Below are 15297 nucleotides of genomic sequence, written 5' to 3'. Positions count from 1 at the left end.
CCAGCTCCACGCAGGTTTTGTGCCCAAGGTGGTGCACGCCGGGGCCTGGCCGTCCACACCAACTTGCGCCTTCGACGGCCCCCGCCCCGGAACACCCCCCGGGCCCACCCCAGATCAGTGCAAGGAATCTGGCACGGCCATTGCTTAACAAGGGCAAGGGCCGGGCAGGCCCACGCAATTCAGCAGTGCAAAGGCGCACGGAGGAGTTGTACGGACGAAGGCGTCCCCACATGCGGTTTCGAGACCTCGGAGCAGCATCGTGTGGACGCCTTTTTTGTTTTGCGCATCGCCCCGGCGATGGAACCGATGGAGTCATGATGAAAAAGCTCAAACTGGTGATGGTGGGAAACGGCATGGCCGGTGTGCGCACGCTGGAAGAGCTGCTCAAGATCGCCCCCGATCTGTATGACATCACGGTGTTCGGTGCCGAGCCCCACCCCAACTACAACCGCATTCTGCTGTCCCCGGTGCTGGCAGGCGAACAAACCATCGACGAGATCATCCTCAACGACTGGTCGTGGTACGCCGACAACCACATCACGCTGCACACCGGCTTCACCGTGACCGACGTGGACCGCGTGCGCCGCGTGGTCAGTGCCACCCGCAAGGACGGCGACGTCATCACCGCAGAATACGACCGCCTGATCATGGCCACGGGCTCCAACCCGTTCATCCTGCCGATCCCCGGCAAAGACCTGAAGGGCGTGCTGGCCTACCGCGATATTGCCGACACCCAGGCCATGATCGACGCGGCCGCCACGTACAAACATGCCGTGGTCATCGGTGGCGGTCTGCTGGGCCTGGAGGCCGCCAACGGCCTCATGAAGCGCGGCATGCAGGTCACCGTGGTGCATGTGGGCGACTGGCTCATGGAGCGCCAGCTCGACGACGTGGCCGGCAAGATGCTGGAGAAGTCGCTGCAGGAGCGCGGCATGCAGTTCCTCATGGGTGCGCAGACACAGGAACTGGTAGGCAACGCCGACGGCCGCGTGGCCAGTGTGAAGTTCAAGGACGGCACCCAGGTGCCCGCCGACCTGGTGGTGATGGCCGTGGGCATTCGCCCCAACACGCAGCTCGCCGAAAAAATGCGCCTGCACGTGAACCGCGGCATTGTGGTGAGCGACACGCTGCAGACCACCACCGACGCCCGCATCTACGCCGTGGGCGAATGCGCGGCGCACCGGGGCATTGCCTACGGCCTGGTGGCCCCGCTGTTCGAGCAGGGCAAGGTGCTGGCCAACCACCTGGCCGAGTTCGGCATCGGCCGCTACCAGGGCTCACTGACTTCCACCAAGCTCAAGGTCACGGGCATCGACCTGTTCTCGGCCGGTGACTTCCAGGGCGGCGAGGGCACCGAAGAGATCGTGATGAGCGACCCCTTTGGTGGTGTGTACAAGAAGCTGGTGCTCAAGGACGACAAGCTGGTGGGCGCCTGCCTGTATGGCGACACGGTGGACGGCAGCTGGTACTTCAAGCTGCTGCGCGACGGCCGCAGCGTGACCGACCTGCGCGACAAGCTCATGTTTGGCGAATCGCACCTGGGCGACACCGGCCACCAGGGCCAGAGCAAGGCGGCTGCCATGCAAGACAGCGACGAGGTCTGCGGCTGCAACGGCGTGACCAAAGGCGCGATCTGCAAGGCCATCAAGGAAAAAGGCCTGTTCACGCTCGACGAGGTGCGCAAGCACACCAAGGCCAGCGCCAGCTGCGGCTCGTGCACCGGGCTGGTGGAGCAGATCATCATGTTCACGGCGGGCGGCGACTACAGCGCCACGCCCAAGACCAAGCCCATGTGCGGCTGCACCGACCACGGCCACCAGGCCGTGCGCGACGCGATCCGTACAGCCAAGCTGGTGAGCATTGCCGAGGTGTTCAAGTTCATGGAATGGAAGACGCCCAATGGCTGCGCTACCTGCCGCCCGGCCGTCAACTACTACCTCATCAGCACCTGGCCCAAAGAGGCCAAGGACGACCCGCAAAGCCGCTTCATCAACGAACGCAGCCACGCCAACATCCAAAAAGACGGCACCTACAGCGTCATCCCGCGCATGTGGGGGGGAGAGACCACGGCCGACGAGCTGCGCCGCATTGCCGACGTGGTGGACAAGTACAAGATCCCCACCGTCAAGGTCACGGGCGGCCAGCGCATCGACCTGCTGGGCGTGAAGAAGGAAGACCTGCAGAACGTCTGGAAGGACATCGGCATGCCCAGCGGCCATGCCTACGCCAAGGCCCTGCGCACGGTGAAGACCTGCGTGGGCAGCGAGTGGTGCCGCATGGGCACCCAGGACAGCACGCAGATGGGCAAAGACCTGGAAAAGGCCATGTGGCGCATGTACGCCCCACACAAGGTCAAGTTTGCCGTGTCGGGCTGCCCGCGCAACTGCGCCGAGGCGGGCATCAAGGACGTGGGCATCATCGGCGTGGACAGCGGCTGGGAGATGTATGTGGCGGGCAACGGTGGCATCAAGACCGAAGTCGCACACTTCTTCACCAAGCTGAAAACCGCCGAGGAAGTGCTGGAGTACACCGGCGCGTTCTGCGAGCTGTACCGCCAGGAAGGCTGGTACCTGGAGCGCACCGTGCACTACGTGGACCGCGTGGGGCTGGACTACGTGAAGAAGCGCATCCTCGACGACCACGCGGGCCGCAAGGCGCTGTGGGAGCAGCTGCAGTTTGCGCTGGACGGCGAGCCCGATCCCTGGTTCGAATTTGACAAGGCGGCCGTGGACACGCGCCAGTTTGCGCCCCTGGGCGCCTGATCGGAAAGGAGCCTCCCCATGCAACGCCGCACCCTTCTGACCTCTGCAGGCTACACCACGGCCTGGGGCGCCCTGGGCCTTCTGGTGCCTGCGGGCAAGGCCCAGGCCGAGGTGGCCGATCTGAACGACGCCATCAACAAGGCCGGCCGCCAGCGCATGCTGAGCCAGCGCATGGGCAAGGCCTGGCTGGCCCTGGCCCACAAGGCCGACACCCCGGCGGCACGCGCCGTGCTGGAACAGTCCCTGGCGCTGTTCGAGCGCCAGCTGGGCGAGTTGAAGGCCTTTGCGCCCTCGCCTGCCATCCGCGAGACCTATGTGAAGCTGGAAGGCGCCTGGGCCGACCACAAGGCCACGCTGATGGGCACCACGCCCTCGCGCGACGGCGTGGCCGCGCTGCTGCAGGCCGACGCCAAGGTGCTAGCCCTGGCCCACCAGGGCACCTCGCAGTACGAAGCCGCACTCGGCAAGCCCGTGGGCCATCTGGTGAACGTGGCCGGGCGCCAGCGCATGCTGAGCCAGCGCATGGCCAAGTTCTGCCTGTCGGCCATGCTGGGCGTGGACACCGCCAGCGCCACCACCGAGATCGCCAAGGCGCGCGACGAATTCCTCAAGGCCACCGAGCTGCTGCGCAACGCCCCGCAGGCCACCGTGCGCATCCGCCAGGAGCTGCTGCTGGCCGACAGCCAGTGGGTGTTCTTCGACGCGGCCCTGCAGCGCCTGGGCAATGCCAGCAACACCTTCCGCCAGGTGTCCGAAGTGTTCGTGAGCAGCGAAAACCTGCTGGCCAGCATGGACCGCGTGACCGGCATGTATGCCGCGCTCGGCACCTGAGAACCGGCTATCGAGTCCGCCCCACACCACCACAACAACATCCCCAAGGACACCCCATGACAACGAGCCACCCCACTCCCGACTGGAAGCTGATCTGCAGCGTGGACGACATCCCCGTGCTGGGCGCACGCCGCGTGGCGCGCCCCGCAGGGCTGGACGTGGCGGTGTTCCGCAACGACGCGGGCGGCGTGTTTGCGCTGCTGGACCGCTGCCCCCACAAGGGCGGCCCGCTGTCGCAAGGCATCGTGTTTGGCACGCAGGTGGCCTGCCCCCTGCACAACTGGACCATCGGCCTGTGCGACGGGCAGGCATCTGCCCCCGACGAGGGCTGCACGCCGAAGTTTGCGGTGAAGGTGGAGAACGGCGCTGTGTACCTGGACAGCCACGAACTGGCCACGCTGGCCACCGACCTCGCCCGCCCCATCGCAGGGCCTGCGCGGCGCACAGCCACGGCATGAGCCACCATGGCCGCACCGCAGGCAGCCAAAACCCATGATGCTATAAATAATATAGCAACCAGCGCTTGATAGCCGCGCGCAAGACCCCAAAAAAAGATCACAATTCCAGGCCCCTCGCCATGCAAGAAACCAAATCCACCTGCCCCTACTGCGGCGTAGGCTGCGGCGTGATCATCGAAAGCAACGGCCCCCAGATCACCGGCGTGCGCGGCGACCCGAACCACCCTGCCAACTTCGGCCGCCTGTGCACCAAGGGCTCGACCCTGCACCTCACGGCCAGCAGCCCCATCACGCTGCAGACCCGGCTGCTGCAGCCGCAGCAACGTCTGCAACGCAGCGATGCTCCACGCGCCATCTCATGGGACGCGGCCCTGGGCCTGGCCACCGAGAAGTTTGCTCACACCATCCAGCAGCACGGCCCCGACGCCGTGGGCTTTTACGTGAGCGGCCAGCTGCTCACCGAGGACTACTACGTCTTCAACAAGCTCGCCAAGGGCCTGATCGGCACCAACAACATCGACACCAACTCGCGCCTGTGCATGAGCAGCGCGGTGGCGGGCTACAAGCAGACCCTGGGCGCCGACGCGCCCCCCGCCTGCTACGACGACGTGAAACACGCGCAGTGCCTGTTCATTGTGGGCAGCAACGCGGCCTGGGCGCACCCCATCCTGTTCCGCCGCATCGAAGACGCACGCGCCGCCAACCCCGGCATGAAGGTCATCGTCGCCGACCCGCGCCGCACCGACACCGCTGGCATGGCCGACCTGTTTTTGCCCATCCAGCCCGGCAGCGACGTGATGCTGTTCAACGGCATGCTGCACATCATGCTGTGGGAAGGCTGGATCGACGCCGCCTACATCGGCGCGCACACCACGGGCTTTGACGAACTCAAGGCCCTGGTGCGCGAAGCCACGCCCGACCGCGTGGCCCAGGTGTGTGGCATTTCGGTGGCCGACCTGACCACGGCCGCCAAGTGGTTTGCCACGTCCAAGGCTACGTTGAGCCTGTACTGCCAGGGCCTGAACCAGAGCAGCAGCGGCACGGCCAAGAACGCAGCGCTCATCAACCTGCACCTGGCCACCGCGCAAATCGGCAAGCCCGGCGCAGGACCGTTCAGCCTGACTGGCCAGCCCAACGCCATGGGCGGGCGCGAGGTGGGTGGCCTGGCCAATCTGCTCAGCGCCCACCGCGACCTGGCCAACCCCCAGCACCGCGCCGAAGTGGCCGCATTGTGGGGCGTGGCCGATGTGCCCAGTAAGCCAGGCAAGACGGCCGTGGAGATGTTCCAGGCCGCCGCCGATGGTGAGATCAAAGCCCTGTGGATTGCCTGCACCAACCCCGCGCAAAGCATGCCCGACCAGGCCACGGTGCGCCGCGCACTGCAACGCGCCGAGTTTGTGGTGGTGCAGGAGGCCTTTGCCACCGCCGCCACCTGCGCCTATGCCGACCTGCTGCTGCCCGCCACCACCTGGGGCGAAAAGACCGGCACCGTGACCAACAGCGAGCGCCGCATCTCGCGCGTGCGCCCTGCCGTTCCCGCGCCAGGCGAGTCGCGCCACGACTGGGCCATTGCGGTGCAGTTTGCGCACCAGCTGGAGGCACGCCTGCGCCCCGGCCAGCCCACGCTGTTCCCCTACACCACCGACCATGCCGACCAGGGCGCCGAAACCGTGTGGAACGAACACCGCGAAAGCACCCGCGGGCGCGACCTGGACATCACCGGCCTGTCATGGGACATGCTCGAATCCCAAGGGCCACAACAGTGGCCGCTGCCCGAGGGCGCCACCACCGGCAAGGCCCGCCTGTACGAAGACGGCATCTTCCCCACCGCCGACGGCCGCGCGCGTTTTGCCGCGCATGCATGGCAGCCCACGGCGGAGCAGCGCGAATCGCGCTACCCCTTCAGCCTGACCACGGGCCGCCTGCGCGACCAGTGGCACGGCATGACCCGCACCGGCACCTTGGGCCGCCTGTTCGGCCATGTGGCAGAGCCCAGCGTGCAGCTGCACCCACAGGACATGGAACGGCGCGGCCTGAAAAACGGCGACCTGGTCTATGTGACGAGCAAGCGCGGCACCATCGTGGTGCCCGCGCAGGCCGACACCACGGTGGGCCTGTCGCAGGCCTTCATGGCCATGCACTGGGGCAGCGAATTTTTGAGCGGGTGTTCCTCCACCGGCGAGCGGCTGGCAGGCGTGAACGCGCTCACCACCTCGGCCTATTGCCCCACGTCCAAGCAGCCCGAACTCAAGCACGCGGCCGTCAAGGTGCTCAAGGCCGAGCTGCCCTGGACGCTGCTGGCCATGGCCTGGCTGCCCGCCGACAGCGCCCAGGCCACGCGCGAGGCGCTGTCCGCGCTGATGGCGCAGTTCCCGTTTGCTAGCTGTGTGCCCTTCAGCAACAACACACCGCTGAGCGAACCCGGCCGTGAGCGCGTGGGTGTGCTGCTGCGCGCCGCCGCGCACGAGGCACCGCCCGACGCCACTGTGGAGCGCATTGAATCCCTGATGGGCCTGGCTGGCGCCGACACGCTGCGCTATGCCGACAAAAAACGCGGCCAGCGCCGCGCCGCGCGGCTGGCACGCCACGGGGACAGCACCACGCTCGAAGGCATCGTGCTCGCAGGCGACACCAGCGCCGAAGGCTGGCTCAAGACCCTGCTGCAAGAAGAATTGCCTGCCCAGACCTACGGCCGCCTGCTGCTGGTGCCCGGCGCCAAGGCGCCCGTGGCCGTGCAGTCGCGTGGTAAGTCGGTGTGCACCTGCTTCAACGTGACGGATGCGGCCATCACCGCCGAGTTGACGCACTGCCATGGCACGGACGACGACCGCCTGGCGCAGTTGCAGGGCAAACTGCGCTGCGGCACCAACTGCGGATCGTGCCTGCCCGAGCTGAAACGCATGGTGCGGGCCACGGGGCCGCTGGCGTCCAAGCCCATGGCACAGGCCGCCATATAACCAAAAGTTCTCTTGCTTGCAGGAAAATAGCCCTCAGACCTACAAACCCCACAAGGACTTGTGCAACAGGGCTGCAACTAGGCGCTTTCGGCGCAGACAGTACGCCTGTACGGCAAGCCGAAACAACGACGCTGAAGCCCTGTTTCACAAGTCCCGCCACCAAGAACCATGGCCATCAGTCAGTACATCAAAGAGATTGGGCGCGGCGCGCGCGGCGCCAAGCCGCTGTCGCGCGAGCAGGCCACCGACCTGTTCGGCCAGGTGCTGGACGGGCAGGTGAGCGACCTGGAGATCGGCGCGTTCTGCCTGGCCATGCGCATCAAGGGCGAGACGTCCGAGGAGATGTGCGGTTTTCTGGACGCCACGCACAGCCGCCTGGCGCTGCTGCCGGCCACTGATCGCCCGCTCATCGTGCTGCCCAGCTACAACGGCGCGCGCAAGTTGCCGGTGCTGACCCCGCTGCTGGCGCTGCTGCTGGCGCGCGAAGGTCTGCCCGTGCTGCTGCATGGCATGCGCACCGAGGCGCGGCGGATTCTGGCTTCGGATGTGCTGCTGGCGCTGGATGTGCCTGCGCTGACAGCGCCTGAAAAAGTAGCAAACGGCACCGTGCGCCACATCCACACCCAGCACCTGCACGCAGGCCTGGCGCGCCTGCTGGCCGTGCGCGAGGTGGTGGGCCTGCGCAACCCGGGGCACAGCGTGGTCAAGCTGATGAGCCCCTGCGCGGGCGCCTCGGTGGTCGTCACGGCTTACACACACCCCGAATACTTTGAAATGCTGCAAACCACCTTCCGCACGCTGGGCATGAGTGCCTTGCTCTCGCGCGGGCTGGAGGGCGAGGTTGCCACCGACCCGCGCCGCACGCCGCGCTACGACGGTTTTGTGCGCGGCGCACACGCGGTGCTGGACGCACAGCAGCCCGGCACCGCCAGCGAGGTGCCCGGCCTGCCCGCCGAGATCGACGTGGCCACTACGGCCACCTACACGCGCTGCGTTCTGGCGGGCGAGCTGCCGATTCCCCCCGCCATCGAGCGGCAGGTGGAACATATCTTGCAGCTGGCTGATCAAACTGCTTCGGAGACATCCCCATGAGCCGCCCCACACCCCCCACCACCCAGCCCGCATCTACATCCCCCCTGGCCACTGGCGGCAGCTGCACCCTGGTAGGCGCAGGCCCCGGCGACCCGGAACTGCTGACGATCAAGGCCTTGAAGGCCATCCAGGCGGCCACCGTGCTGCTGGTGGATGACCTGGTGAGCGATGCCATCGTGGCCCATGCATCCCCCTCGGCCCGCATCGTGTACGTGGGCAAACGCGGTGGCTGCAAAAGCACCCCCCAGGCCTTCATCGAAAAACTCATGCTCATGGCCGTGCGCGAGGGCGAAAACGTGGTGCGCCTCAAGGGGGGCGATCCGTTCATCTTTGGACGCGGGGGCGAAGAAGTGGAGCACCTGCGCGCAGCGGGTGTGCCCGTCACCGTGATCAACGGCATCACGGCGGGCCTGGCGGGCCTGACCTCGCTGGGTGCGCCGCTCACGCACCGTGAGCATGCCCACGGCGTGGTGTTTGTCACCGGCCACGCCAAGCCCGGCGACGCGGGCACCGACTGGCGCCAGCTGGCCGCCACGGCCCGCGACGCCAAGCTCACGCTGGTGATCTACATGGGCGTGAGTGGCGCTGCCACCATCGAGCAGGAACTGCTCACCGGCCTGCCCGCCGACACCCCCGTGGCCGTGATCCAGCACGCCAGCCTGCCCCACCAGCGCCATGCGGTCACCACGTTGGGCCGCCTGCACACCACCATCACACGCGAGGGGCTCGCCAGCCCCTCGGTGATTGTGGTGGGTGATGTGGTGCGTGGCGTGGCATTGGCATCGCAGGATGCAGCGCAGGCGCCCCAGGCCTTGCGCGTGGGCTGAGCACAGCGCCTCCCTCCATCTCCTATTCATCGGACGCAGCGCTGAACCCAGCGCTGGGCCGGGCTTCTGCACGCCTTTTTTCTGATCGCCCCCGCACTGCGCAACCCCACATTGGCCCAGGTATTGCTTGACCGCAAGCATCTGAATGCCACAAGCACAAGGAACACCATGGCAGCCTTCCCCGCCCCCGCACGCACCACCGGCATGCCCATGCTGCCCTCCGCCCCCGCAACAGCGCCGCGCGACAGCGGCATGTCGCTGGTCAACCTCGCAGCGCGCCAGCGCATGCTGTCCCAGCGCATGGTGCTGCAGACCGTGTTGGCCGCGCGCGGCAGCGATCTGCACCTGAAAGCCGCACGCAGCACCCTGGCGCTGTTTGCCGACAGCCAGGCACGCCTGGTCGAAACGCCGCGCCACCTGGATGCCGCCAGCGCGGACATCATCCGCCGGGTGTACCAGGGCCCATCGGGGGTGCGCGCCACCATCGATCAGTTTGCGCAGCAGGTGGACACCGCGCTCGGCCTGACCGAGCGCCAGAGCCCACGCGTGGAAGAGGCTCTGGCCCGGCTGGTGGAGTCCACCGACAGTGTGCTGGAGGCACTCAACACCGCCACCACCGCGTTTGACCAGGTGAACAAAGCCCAGTCCGAAACGCTGATGAAGGAACTTGCAGGCATCGTGGCCTCCATCCAGACCGTGGCGCGCGAGGCCAAGGTGGTCAGCTTCAACGCCCAGGTGATGGCCGCCCGCGCAGGCCAGCACGGCCGCGAATTTGCAGTGGTGGCCAATGTGCTGTCCGGCATCACCAACGAGATCGACGGCCTGTCGCTTCAGGCGGTGTCGCTGGCTGGGCGCAGCCGCGCAGGCAACAACGGCTGACGGCCACCCTCGCGGCCGAGGCAATCTCTATTTGCACATCACAATCTGTCCAAAGACCCGCGTACATGCTTTTACAATTCGCGTGACCGGGAAACGAGCCTGCGTGTGCCCCTTCTGACATCCTTCGGGATGCACCGCGTTGGCGGCACACAGGCCCGAGACGCACCGACTATTCGCCCTTGGCCTGAAGACCACAAAGACACACACCATGAAGCTGACGAACCTGTGCAAAAACCTCGCTCTCGCCAGCTGCTTGCTGATAGGCAGTAGCGCAGCTTGGAGCTACGGCATCCAGGCGGGCAAGGTCGTCAACGATGCAGGCCAGCCCATCCAGCTGCGCGGCGTGAACTGGTTTGGCTTTGAAACCAACACGCATGTGGTGCATGGCCTGTGGGCCCGCAACTGGAAAGACATGATCACGCAGATGCAGGCCCAGGGCTTCAACGCCGTGCGCCTGCCGTTTTGCCCCGCCACACTGCATGGGTCGGCCCCGCCGAGCAGCATCGACTATGGCCGCAACACCGACCTGCAAGGCCTCTCGGCCATCCAGGTCATGGACAAGGTGGTCAACGAACTGAGTGCACGCGGCATGTACGTGCTGCTGGACCACCACACTCCGGACTGCCAGACCATCAGCGAGCTCTGGTACACCCCCAGCTACAGCGAGCAGCAATGGATCAGCGATCTGAGCTTTGTGGCCCAGCGCTATGCGGGCGTCCCTGGCGTCATCGGCATTGACATCAAGAACGAGCCCCATGGCGCCGCCACCTGGGGCACGGGTAACCACGCCACCGACTGGAACCGGGCGGCCGAGCGTGCCGCCGCCGCCCTGCTGCCGCTGGCACCCCACTGGCTGATCGCAGTGGAGGGCGTTGGCGAGAACCCCAGTTGCTCCAGCAACAGCGCCCATTTCTGGGGTGGCAACCTGGAGCCCCTGGCGTGCACGCCACTGAACATCCCGGCCAACCGGCTGCTGCTGGCACCGCACACCTACGGGCCGGACGTGTATGTGCAGTCGTACTTCAACGCATCCGACTTCCCCAGCAACATGCCCGCTATCTGGGAACAGCATTTCGGCCAGTTTGTGCAGGCGGGCCATGCCGTGGTGCTGGGTGAATTCGGCGGCAAGTTCGGCCGGGGCGATGCACGCGACGTGCTGTGGCAGAACACGCTGGTGGACTACCTCGTGGCCAAGGGCATGCGCAGCGGCTTCTACTGGTCGTGGAACCCCAACAGCGGCGACACCGGCGGCATCCTGGACGATGACTGGACCACCGTGCGCACGGACAAGGTGCAACTGCTGCAACGTCTCTGGGGCGATGGCACCACAACACCCGCCCCCACGCCTACGCCCACCCCGACTCCCACCCCAACCCCCACGCCGGTTGCCAATTTCTCGGTGGTGCAGACGGTGAACAGCGACTGGGGCTCGGGCTACTGCCAGCAGGTCCAGGTCATCAACATGGGCAACGCCACCGGCAACTGGGCCATCAGCGTCCCGGTGAGCGGCACCATCAACAACCTGTGGAACGCCACCTGGTCCCAGGCGGGTGGCAACCTGAGCGCGTCGGGTGTGAGCTGGAACCAGACGCTTGCACCCGGAGCCTCGGCAGAATTCGGCTTCTGCGCCGCACGCTGACCAACGATCACCCAACGAACAAGGGCCCCTGCCATGCAGGGGCCCTTTTTGTTTCACGGCTCTTTTCTCTACCCACCAGCCGTTTCGCGCACCTGCCGGAACCGCTCTGCCAGCTCCTTGCGCAAGGATTTGCGCAGCAGGGCCGCATCCCAGCGGCGGCGTTCGTCGGGGGTGGAGGGTGACAGTGGCGGCACCTGCACGGGTTTGCGCGACTCGTCCACGGCCACCATGGTGAAGAAGCAGCTGTTCACATGCCGCACCACCTGCGAGCGAATCTCCTCGGCCACCACCTTCACGCCCACCTCCATCGACGAGCTACCCGTGTAGTTCACGCTGGCCAGAAAGGTCACCAGCTCGCCCACATGGATGGGCTGCAAAAACATCACCTGGTCCACACTCAGCGTCACGGTGTAGCAGCCCGAGTAGCGGCTAGCGCACGAATACGCCACCTGGTCCAGCAGCTTGAGGATGGCGCCGCCGTGCACGTTGCCCGAAAAGTTGGCCATGTCGGGCGACATGAGCACGGTCATGCTCAGTTGGTGTGATGGGATGTTCATGCTCCGATTTTAAAAAGGCCATCGCACCGCCGCACATCCAAATGCAGTCCGTTCCGCTGCGGGTGGCAGCTTCGCTACACTCGCGCAGCGCCTGCCCTCCAGGCGCAGGAGGAACCGATGATCGAACTAGAAAAACTCAACGAATTCACCGAAAGCCACGGCGCGCTGCGCACCGGCAAGGGGCTGATATCGGGCGTGATTGCGCTCACGCTGGCCATCCTGTGCTTCCTGGGCGTGCTGGCTTTCCACTTTCCCGAGTACCTGACCACGCCGCAGCTGCGCAAAAGCTATGACGTGACGGTGATCCGCAACATCATGCTGGTGGCGATGGCGATTGCGGGCGGCATCTCGCTGGTCAACATCCTGTTCAACCGCGCGCGCTGGCTGGCCACGTTTGCGTTTGCTGTGGTGGCCATCACGGCATTGCTGGGTGGCCACAAGGTGGAGGTGGACCCGAACTTCCCCGACAACACGCCCTACATCGGTCTCGACTGGTTCATCCTCGACCTGCTGGGCAGCTCGCTGATCTTCATCTTCATCGAGAAGCTGTTTGCGCTGCGCAAGGACCAGCCCATCTTCCGCGCCGAGTGGCAGACCGACTTCCACCACTTCATCGTGAATCACATGGTGGTGGGTTTTGTGCTGCTGGCCACCAACCTCATCGTGCACAAGTTCTTCGGCTGGGCGGCCAGCGACGGCATTCGCGGCTGGGTGCAAGGCCTGAACTTCTGGGTGGCACTGTTCCTCATCGTGCTGGTGGCCGACCTGGTGCAGTACTGGACGCACCGCGCCTACCACGAGGTGCCCGTGCTGTGGCGTCTGCACGCAGTGCACCACAGCGTCAAAAGCATGGACTGGATGGCGGGATCGCGCCAGCACATCCTGGAGCTGCTCATCACCCGCACCCTGGTGCTGGCCCCCGTCTACGTGCTGGGCTTCAGCAAGGAAGTGATCGACGCCTACATCGTCATCGTGGGCTTCCAGGCCGTGTTCAACCACGCCAACGTGAGTGTGCGTCTGGGGCCGCTGCGCTACGTGCTGGTCACGCCCAACTTCCACCACTGGCACCACAGCCAGGACCAGGAGGCGCTGGACAAGAACTACGCCGCGCACTTCGCGTTTCTGGACTACCTGTTTGGCACCGCCGTCAAAAGCACCAAACTCTGGCCCGAGCACTATGGCGTGCTGGGCGACTACGTGCCCAACGGCTTTGTGAAGCAGTTCAAGTTTCCATTCACCTGGAAGGGCTGAGGACGGAGACCAACAGCCTCTGCCCCCCGGTGACCTACAAGGCGCTGAGTTCCTCTTCCAGCTGCCTCAGCTGCTCACGCAACTCATTACTGCGGGCATCACACGCCGCTTTGTCCTTGGCGGCAGCCGCTGCAAGGTCCTTCGGGAACTGATTGCCCGACGGCAGGGTGCTGCGCCGCAAAGGGCCCGCCTGGGTTGTCGCCTCAGCAGGCGGTGCTGTGCATTCCTGCTGGTTGCGTGCAAGGGCCGCGCGCGCCTGCGGGATGCCCTGGGTCTGCAGGTACTGCTTGCGCTGCCACGATGCGCCGAATGCGCCCTCCTTGCCCGCAGAGGTTGCAGGCCGGACCGGGGTCGCCCCCTGGATGGCAGGCCGCACGTCGATCTTCTCTCCCTCGCCCACACAAGGCGCGTCCTGGAACGACACCTTGCCGTTGGCATCCGTGCATTTGTTGACGCCCCAGGCCGGTGCCAGAAAGCCCAGCGCCAGGATGCAGGCAGCGTAGCGGATCGGATTCATGACTCAGTCCTCGTCGGGTGGATGGCACATGCTACCGCGCCGCCTGGCACAGACCAGTGCGATCCGCCACGCAGGGGAGGCAAGAACTTGTCCCTCACATGACGCGCCCCGGGTACAAACCCGGTGGGCGCGCAGCCCGCAGCCCTCCTACGATGCGTGGCCCCACTTCGCGGCCATGGCGGCCCGCACCAGGAGACATTGCGCGATGACCACCCCCACTGCTCTGCACGCCGGCCAACACCCCACCCAGCCACGCCGCCGCAGCCTGATGTTCGTGCTGGCAGGCGGTGCGGCCCTGGCCAGCCTGCCCGCCATGGCACAGCCCACAGCAGGCAAGGCAGATATCCTGATCGGGCGCTCCACGGCCCTGTCCGGTGGCATGGCGCCCTTTCTGTCTCCCATCCACGAGGGGCAGGATGCCGCCATTGAGGACGCCAACGCCAAAGGCGGGATTGGCGGCCGCAAGATCCGGCTGGTGACGCTGGACGATGGCTTCGACCCACGCCGCACACTCGAAAACGCCAAGCAGCTGAGCGAAAAAGACGGCGTGCTGGCCCTGTTCGGCGTGTCGGGCACCTCGCAGGTCATGGCACTGCTGCCCTACCTGGCCCAGGCCAAGCTCCCGCTGATCTCGGTCTACACCGGCAGCCCCGCCATCCGCGCACAGCAGCACCCCTACCTGTTCACCACCCGCGCCAGCTACGCCGATGAGCTTGTGAAGATCGTGCGCAACCTCGTGGCGGTGCAGACCTCGCGCATCGCCGTGGCCTACGAGAACAACGACTTTGGCAAGCTGCTGCTGCCCTTGGTCGAAAAAACCATAGCCGCCGAGGGCGCGACACTGGCCGGGTCCCACGCACTGGCCTCTTCGGGTGACGACGCCAACAACGCTGCCAAGGCACTTGCTGCGCTGAAGCCGCAGGCCGTGCTACTGGTGGCAGCGGGCCCGTCTGTGGTGGCCTATGTGCGTGCCAACCGCGCCCACCTGGGCGTGCCCATCTACACCCTGTCACTCGGGGCAGGCACCGCCGTGCTCAAGGCATTGGGCGACGATGCACGCGGGCTGGCCTTGGCACGCACCGGCCCCTCGCCCAGCAAACCCACGATTGCGCTCACGCGCGACTTCCAAGCATCGATGAAACGCTACGACAAACCGGTGGACTACGACCGCTACACCGGCTACATGGACGCACGCGTGCTCATTGAGGGCCTGCGCGCCGCCGGGCCCGGCGTCACGCGGGCCAGCCTGGTCCAGGCCATGGAAGGCCTGGGCACCGTGGACCTGGGCGGCTTCGGCTACCAGTTCAGCGCGCAGAACCACCATGGCTCCAACTATGTGGACATCGCCGTGGTGGGCTCTGGCGGGGTGTACCGGCAGTAGGAAGGCACCCGCAAATACTCATAGGTGTCACATCCCGGACGATCATATGGCCGCTTGTGAAAAAGATGCGGGTGCGTCTGATGCCACTCTTTCATGGCCTTCATTGGCGTCTTGCTCTTGAGCGCTGACTGCGGCAACTGGTGGTT

General features: G+C 66.0%; 12 protein-coding genes and 1 pseudogene. 10 read left to right on the top strand and 3 right to left on the bottom strand.

The annotated features are described in order from the left end of the window. Positions 1 to 317 precede the first annotated feature (317 nt). The 8 genes from nirB (at position 318) to ACYZGB_RS17910 (ending at position 11445) form a co-directional block, all read left to right on the top strand. Positions 318 to 2762 (top strand): nitrite reductase large subunit NirB, encoded by a 2445-nt coding sequence (nirB, locus tag ACYZGB_RS17945; protein WP_462390245.1) that lies wholly within the window; start codon positions 318 to 320, stop codon positions 2760 to 2762. Positions 2763 to 2780: 18 nt separating this feature from the next. After that, complete coding sequence (locus ACYZGB_RS17940) at positions 2781 to 3593, top strand: type IV pili methyl-accepting chemotaxis transducer N-terminal domain-containing protein (protein ID WP_462390243.1); 813 nt, start codon at positions 2781 to 2783, stop codon at positions 3591 to 3593. 56 nt (positions 3594 to 3649) lie between these two features. Beyond that, positions 3650 to 4051 carry a nitrite reductase small subunit NirD gene (gene nirD, locus ACYZGB_RS17935; protein ID WP_462390241.1) on the top strand — a complete coding sequence of 134 codons (402 nt, stop codon included), beginning with the start codon at positions 3650 to 3652 and terminating at the stop codon, positions 4049 to 4051. Positions 4052 to 4170: 119 nt separating this feature from the next. Beyond that, positions 4171 to 7008 carry a nitrate reductase gene (locus ACYZGB_RS17930; protein ID WP_462390239.1) on the top strand — a complete coding sequence of 946 codons (2838 nt, stop codon included), beginning with the start codon at positions 4171 to 4173 and terminating at the stop codon, positions 7006 to 7008. 168 nt (positions 7009 to 7176) lie between these two features. Beyond that, complete coding sequence (gene ybiB, locus ACYZGB_RS17925) at positions 7177 to 8100, top strand: DNA-binding protein YbiB (RefSeq protein WP_462390237.1); 924 nt, start codon at positions 7177 to 7179, stop codon at positions 8098 to 8100. Then, positions 8097 to 8927 (top strand): uroporphyrinogen-III C-methyltransferase, encoded by an 831-nt coding sequence (cobA, locus tag ACYZGB_RS17920; RefSeq protein WP_462390235.1) that lies wholly within the window; start codon positions 8097 to 8099, stop codon positions 8925 to 8927. The genes ybiB and cobA overlap by 4 nt, the downstream gene beginning before the upstream one ends. Before the next feature lie 168 nt (positions 8928 to 9095). Then, positions 9096 to 9806 (top strand): methyl-accepting chemotaxis protein, encoded by a 711-nt coding sequence (locus ACYZGB_RS17915; protein ID WP_462390233.1) that lies wholly within the window; start codon positions 9096 to 9098, stop codon positions 9804 to 9806. A gap of 208 nt (positions 9807 to 10014) precedes the next feature. Next, positions 10015 to 11445, top strand: coding sequence for a cellulase family glycosylhydrolase (locus ACYZGB_RS17910; RefSeq protein ID WP_462390231.1), 1431 nt, complete (start codon positions 10015 to 10017; stop codon positions 11443 to 11445). A 68-nt stretch (positions 11446 to 11513) separates the two neighbouring features. Here the strand turns inward: ACYZGB_RS17910 and ACYZGB_RS17905 are convergent, their stop codons facing one another. Further along, complete coding sequence (locus ACYZGB_RS17905) at positions 11514 to 12002, bottom strand: acyl-CoA thioesterase (protein ID WP_063462915.1); 489 nt, start codon at positions 12000 to 12002, stop codon at positions 11514 to 11516. A gap of 117 nt (positions 12003 to 12119) precedes the next feature. On the opposite strand from ACYZGB_RS17905, the gene ACYZGB_RS17900 reads away from it, so the two are divergent. Beyond that, a complete protein-coding gene (locus ACYZGB_RS17900) occupies positions 12120 to 13253 on the top strand; it encodes a sterol desaturase family protein (RefSeq protein WP_462390229.1) in 1134 nt (377 codons plus the stop codon). A 34-nt stretch (positions 13254 to 13287) separates the two neighbouring features. Here ACYZGB_RS17900 and ACYZGB_RS17895 read toward each other — a convergent pair whose 3' ends face one another. Further along, on the bottom strand, positions 13288 to 13770 hold the full coding sequence (locus ACYZGB_RS17895; protein ID WP_462390227.1) for a DUF4124 domain-containing protein: 483 nt from the start codon (positions 13768 to 13770) through the stop codon (positions 13288 to 13290). 205 nt (positions 13771 to 13975) lie between these two features. On the opposite strand from ACYZGB_RS17895, the gene ACYZGB_RS17890 reads away from it, so the two are divergent. Continuing rightward, positions 13976 to 15151 (top strand): ABC transporter substrate-binding protein, encoded by a 1176-nt coding sequence (locus ACYZGB_RS17890; RefSeq protein ID WP_462390226.1) that lies wholly within the window; start codon positions 13976 to 13978, stop codon positions 15149 to 15151. Here the strand turns inward: ACYZGB_RS17890 and ACYZGB_RS17885 are convergent. Continuing rightward, a pseudogene (locus ACYZGB_RS17885) lies at positions 15103 to 15297 on the bottom strand (hypothetical protein); the annotation flags it as partial. The gene ACYZGB_RS17890 and the pseudogene ACYZGB_RS17885 overlap by 49 nt on opposite strands.

Source organism: Acidovorax sp. Q11 (genome assembly GCF_054950075.1).
Note: the sequence above shows the minus strand (reverse complement) of the source record. Positions and strands in the feature narration are given on the sequence as shown.

Coding starts and splice junctions, on each gene's coding strand:
- nirB (WP_462390245.1), top strand. CDS start 318: ATGAAAAAGCTCAAACTGGTGATGGTGGGAAACGGCATGGCCGGTGTG.
- ACYZGB_RS17940 (WP_462390243.1), top strand. CDS start 2,781: ATGCAACGCCGCACCCTTCTGACCTCTGCAGGCTACACCACGGCCTGG.
- nirD (WP_462390241.1), top strand. CDS start 3,650: ATGACAACGAGCCACCCCACTCCCGACTGGAAGCTGATCTGCAGCGTG.
- ACYZGB_RS17930 (WP_462390239.1), top strand. CDS start 4,171: ATGCAAGAAACCAAATCCACCTGCCCCTACTGCGGCGTAGGCTGCGGC.
- ybiB (WP_462390237.1), top strand. CDS start 7,177: ATGGCCATCAGTCAGTACATCAAAGAGATTGGGCGCGGCGCGCGCGGC.
- cobA (WP_462390235.1), top strand. CDS start 8,097: ATGAGCCGCCCCACACCCCCCACCACCCAGCCCGCATCTACATCCCCC.
- ACYZGB_RS17915 (WP_462390233.1), top strand. CDS start 9,096: ATGGCAGCCTTCCCCGCCCCCGCACGCACCACCGGCATGCCCATGCTG.
- ACYZGB_RS17910 (WP_462390231.1), top strand. CDS start 10,015: ATGAAGCTGACGAACCTGTGCAAAAACCTCGCTCTCGCCAGCTGCTTG.
- ACYZGB_RS17905 (WP_063462915.1), bottom strand. CDS start 12,002: ATGAACATCCCATCACACCAACTGAGCATGACCGTGCTCATGTCGCCC.
- ACYZGB_RS17900 (WP_462390229.1), top strand. CDS start 12,120: ATGATCGAACTAGAAAAACTCAACGAATTCACCGAAAGCCACGGCGCG.
- ACYZGB_RS17895 (WP_462390227.1), bottom strand. CDS start 13,770: ATGAATCCGATCCGCTACGCTGCCTGCATCCTGGCGCTGGGCTTTCTG.
- ACYZGB_RS17890 (WP_462390226.1), top strand. CDS start 13,976: ATGACCACCCCCACTGCTCTGCACGCCGGCCAACACCCCACCCAGCCA.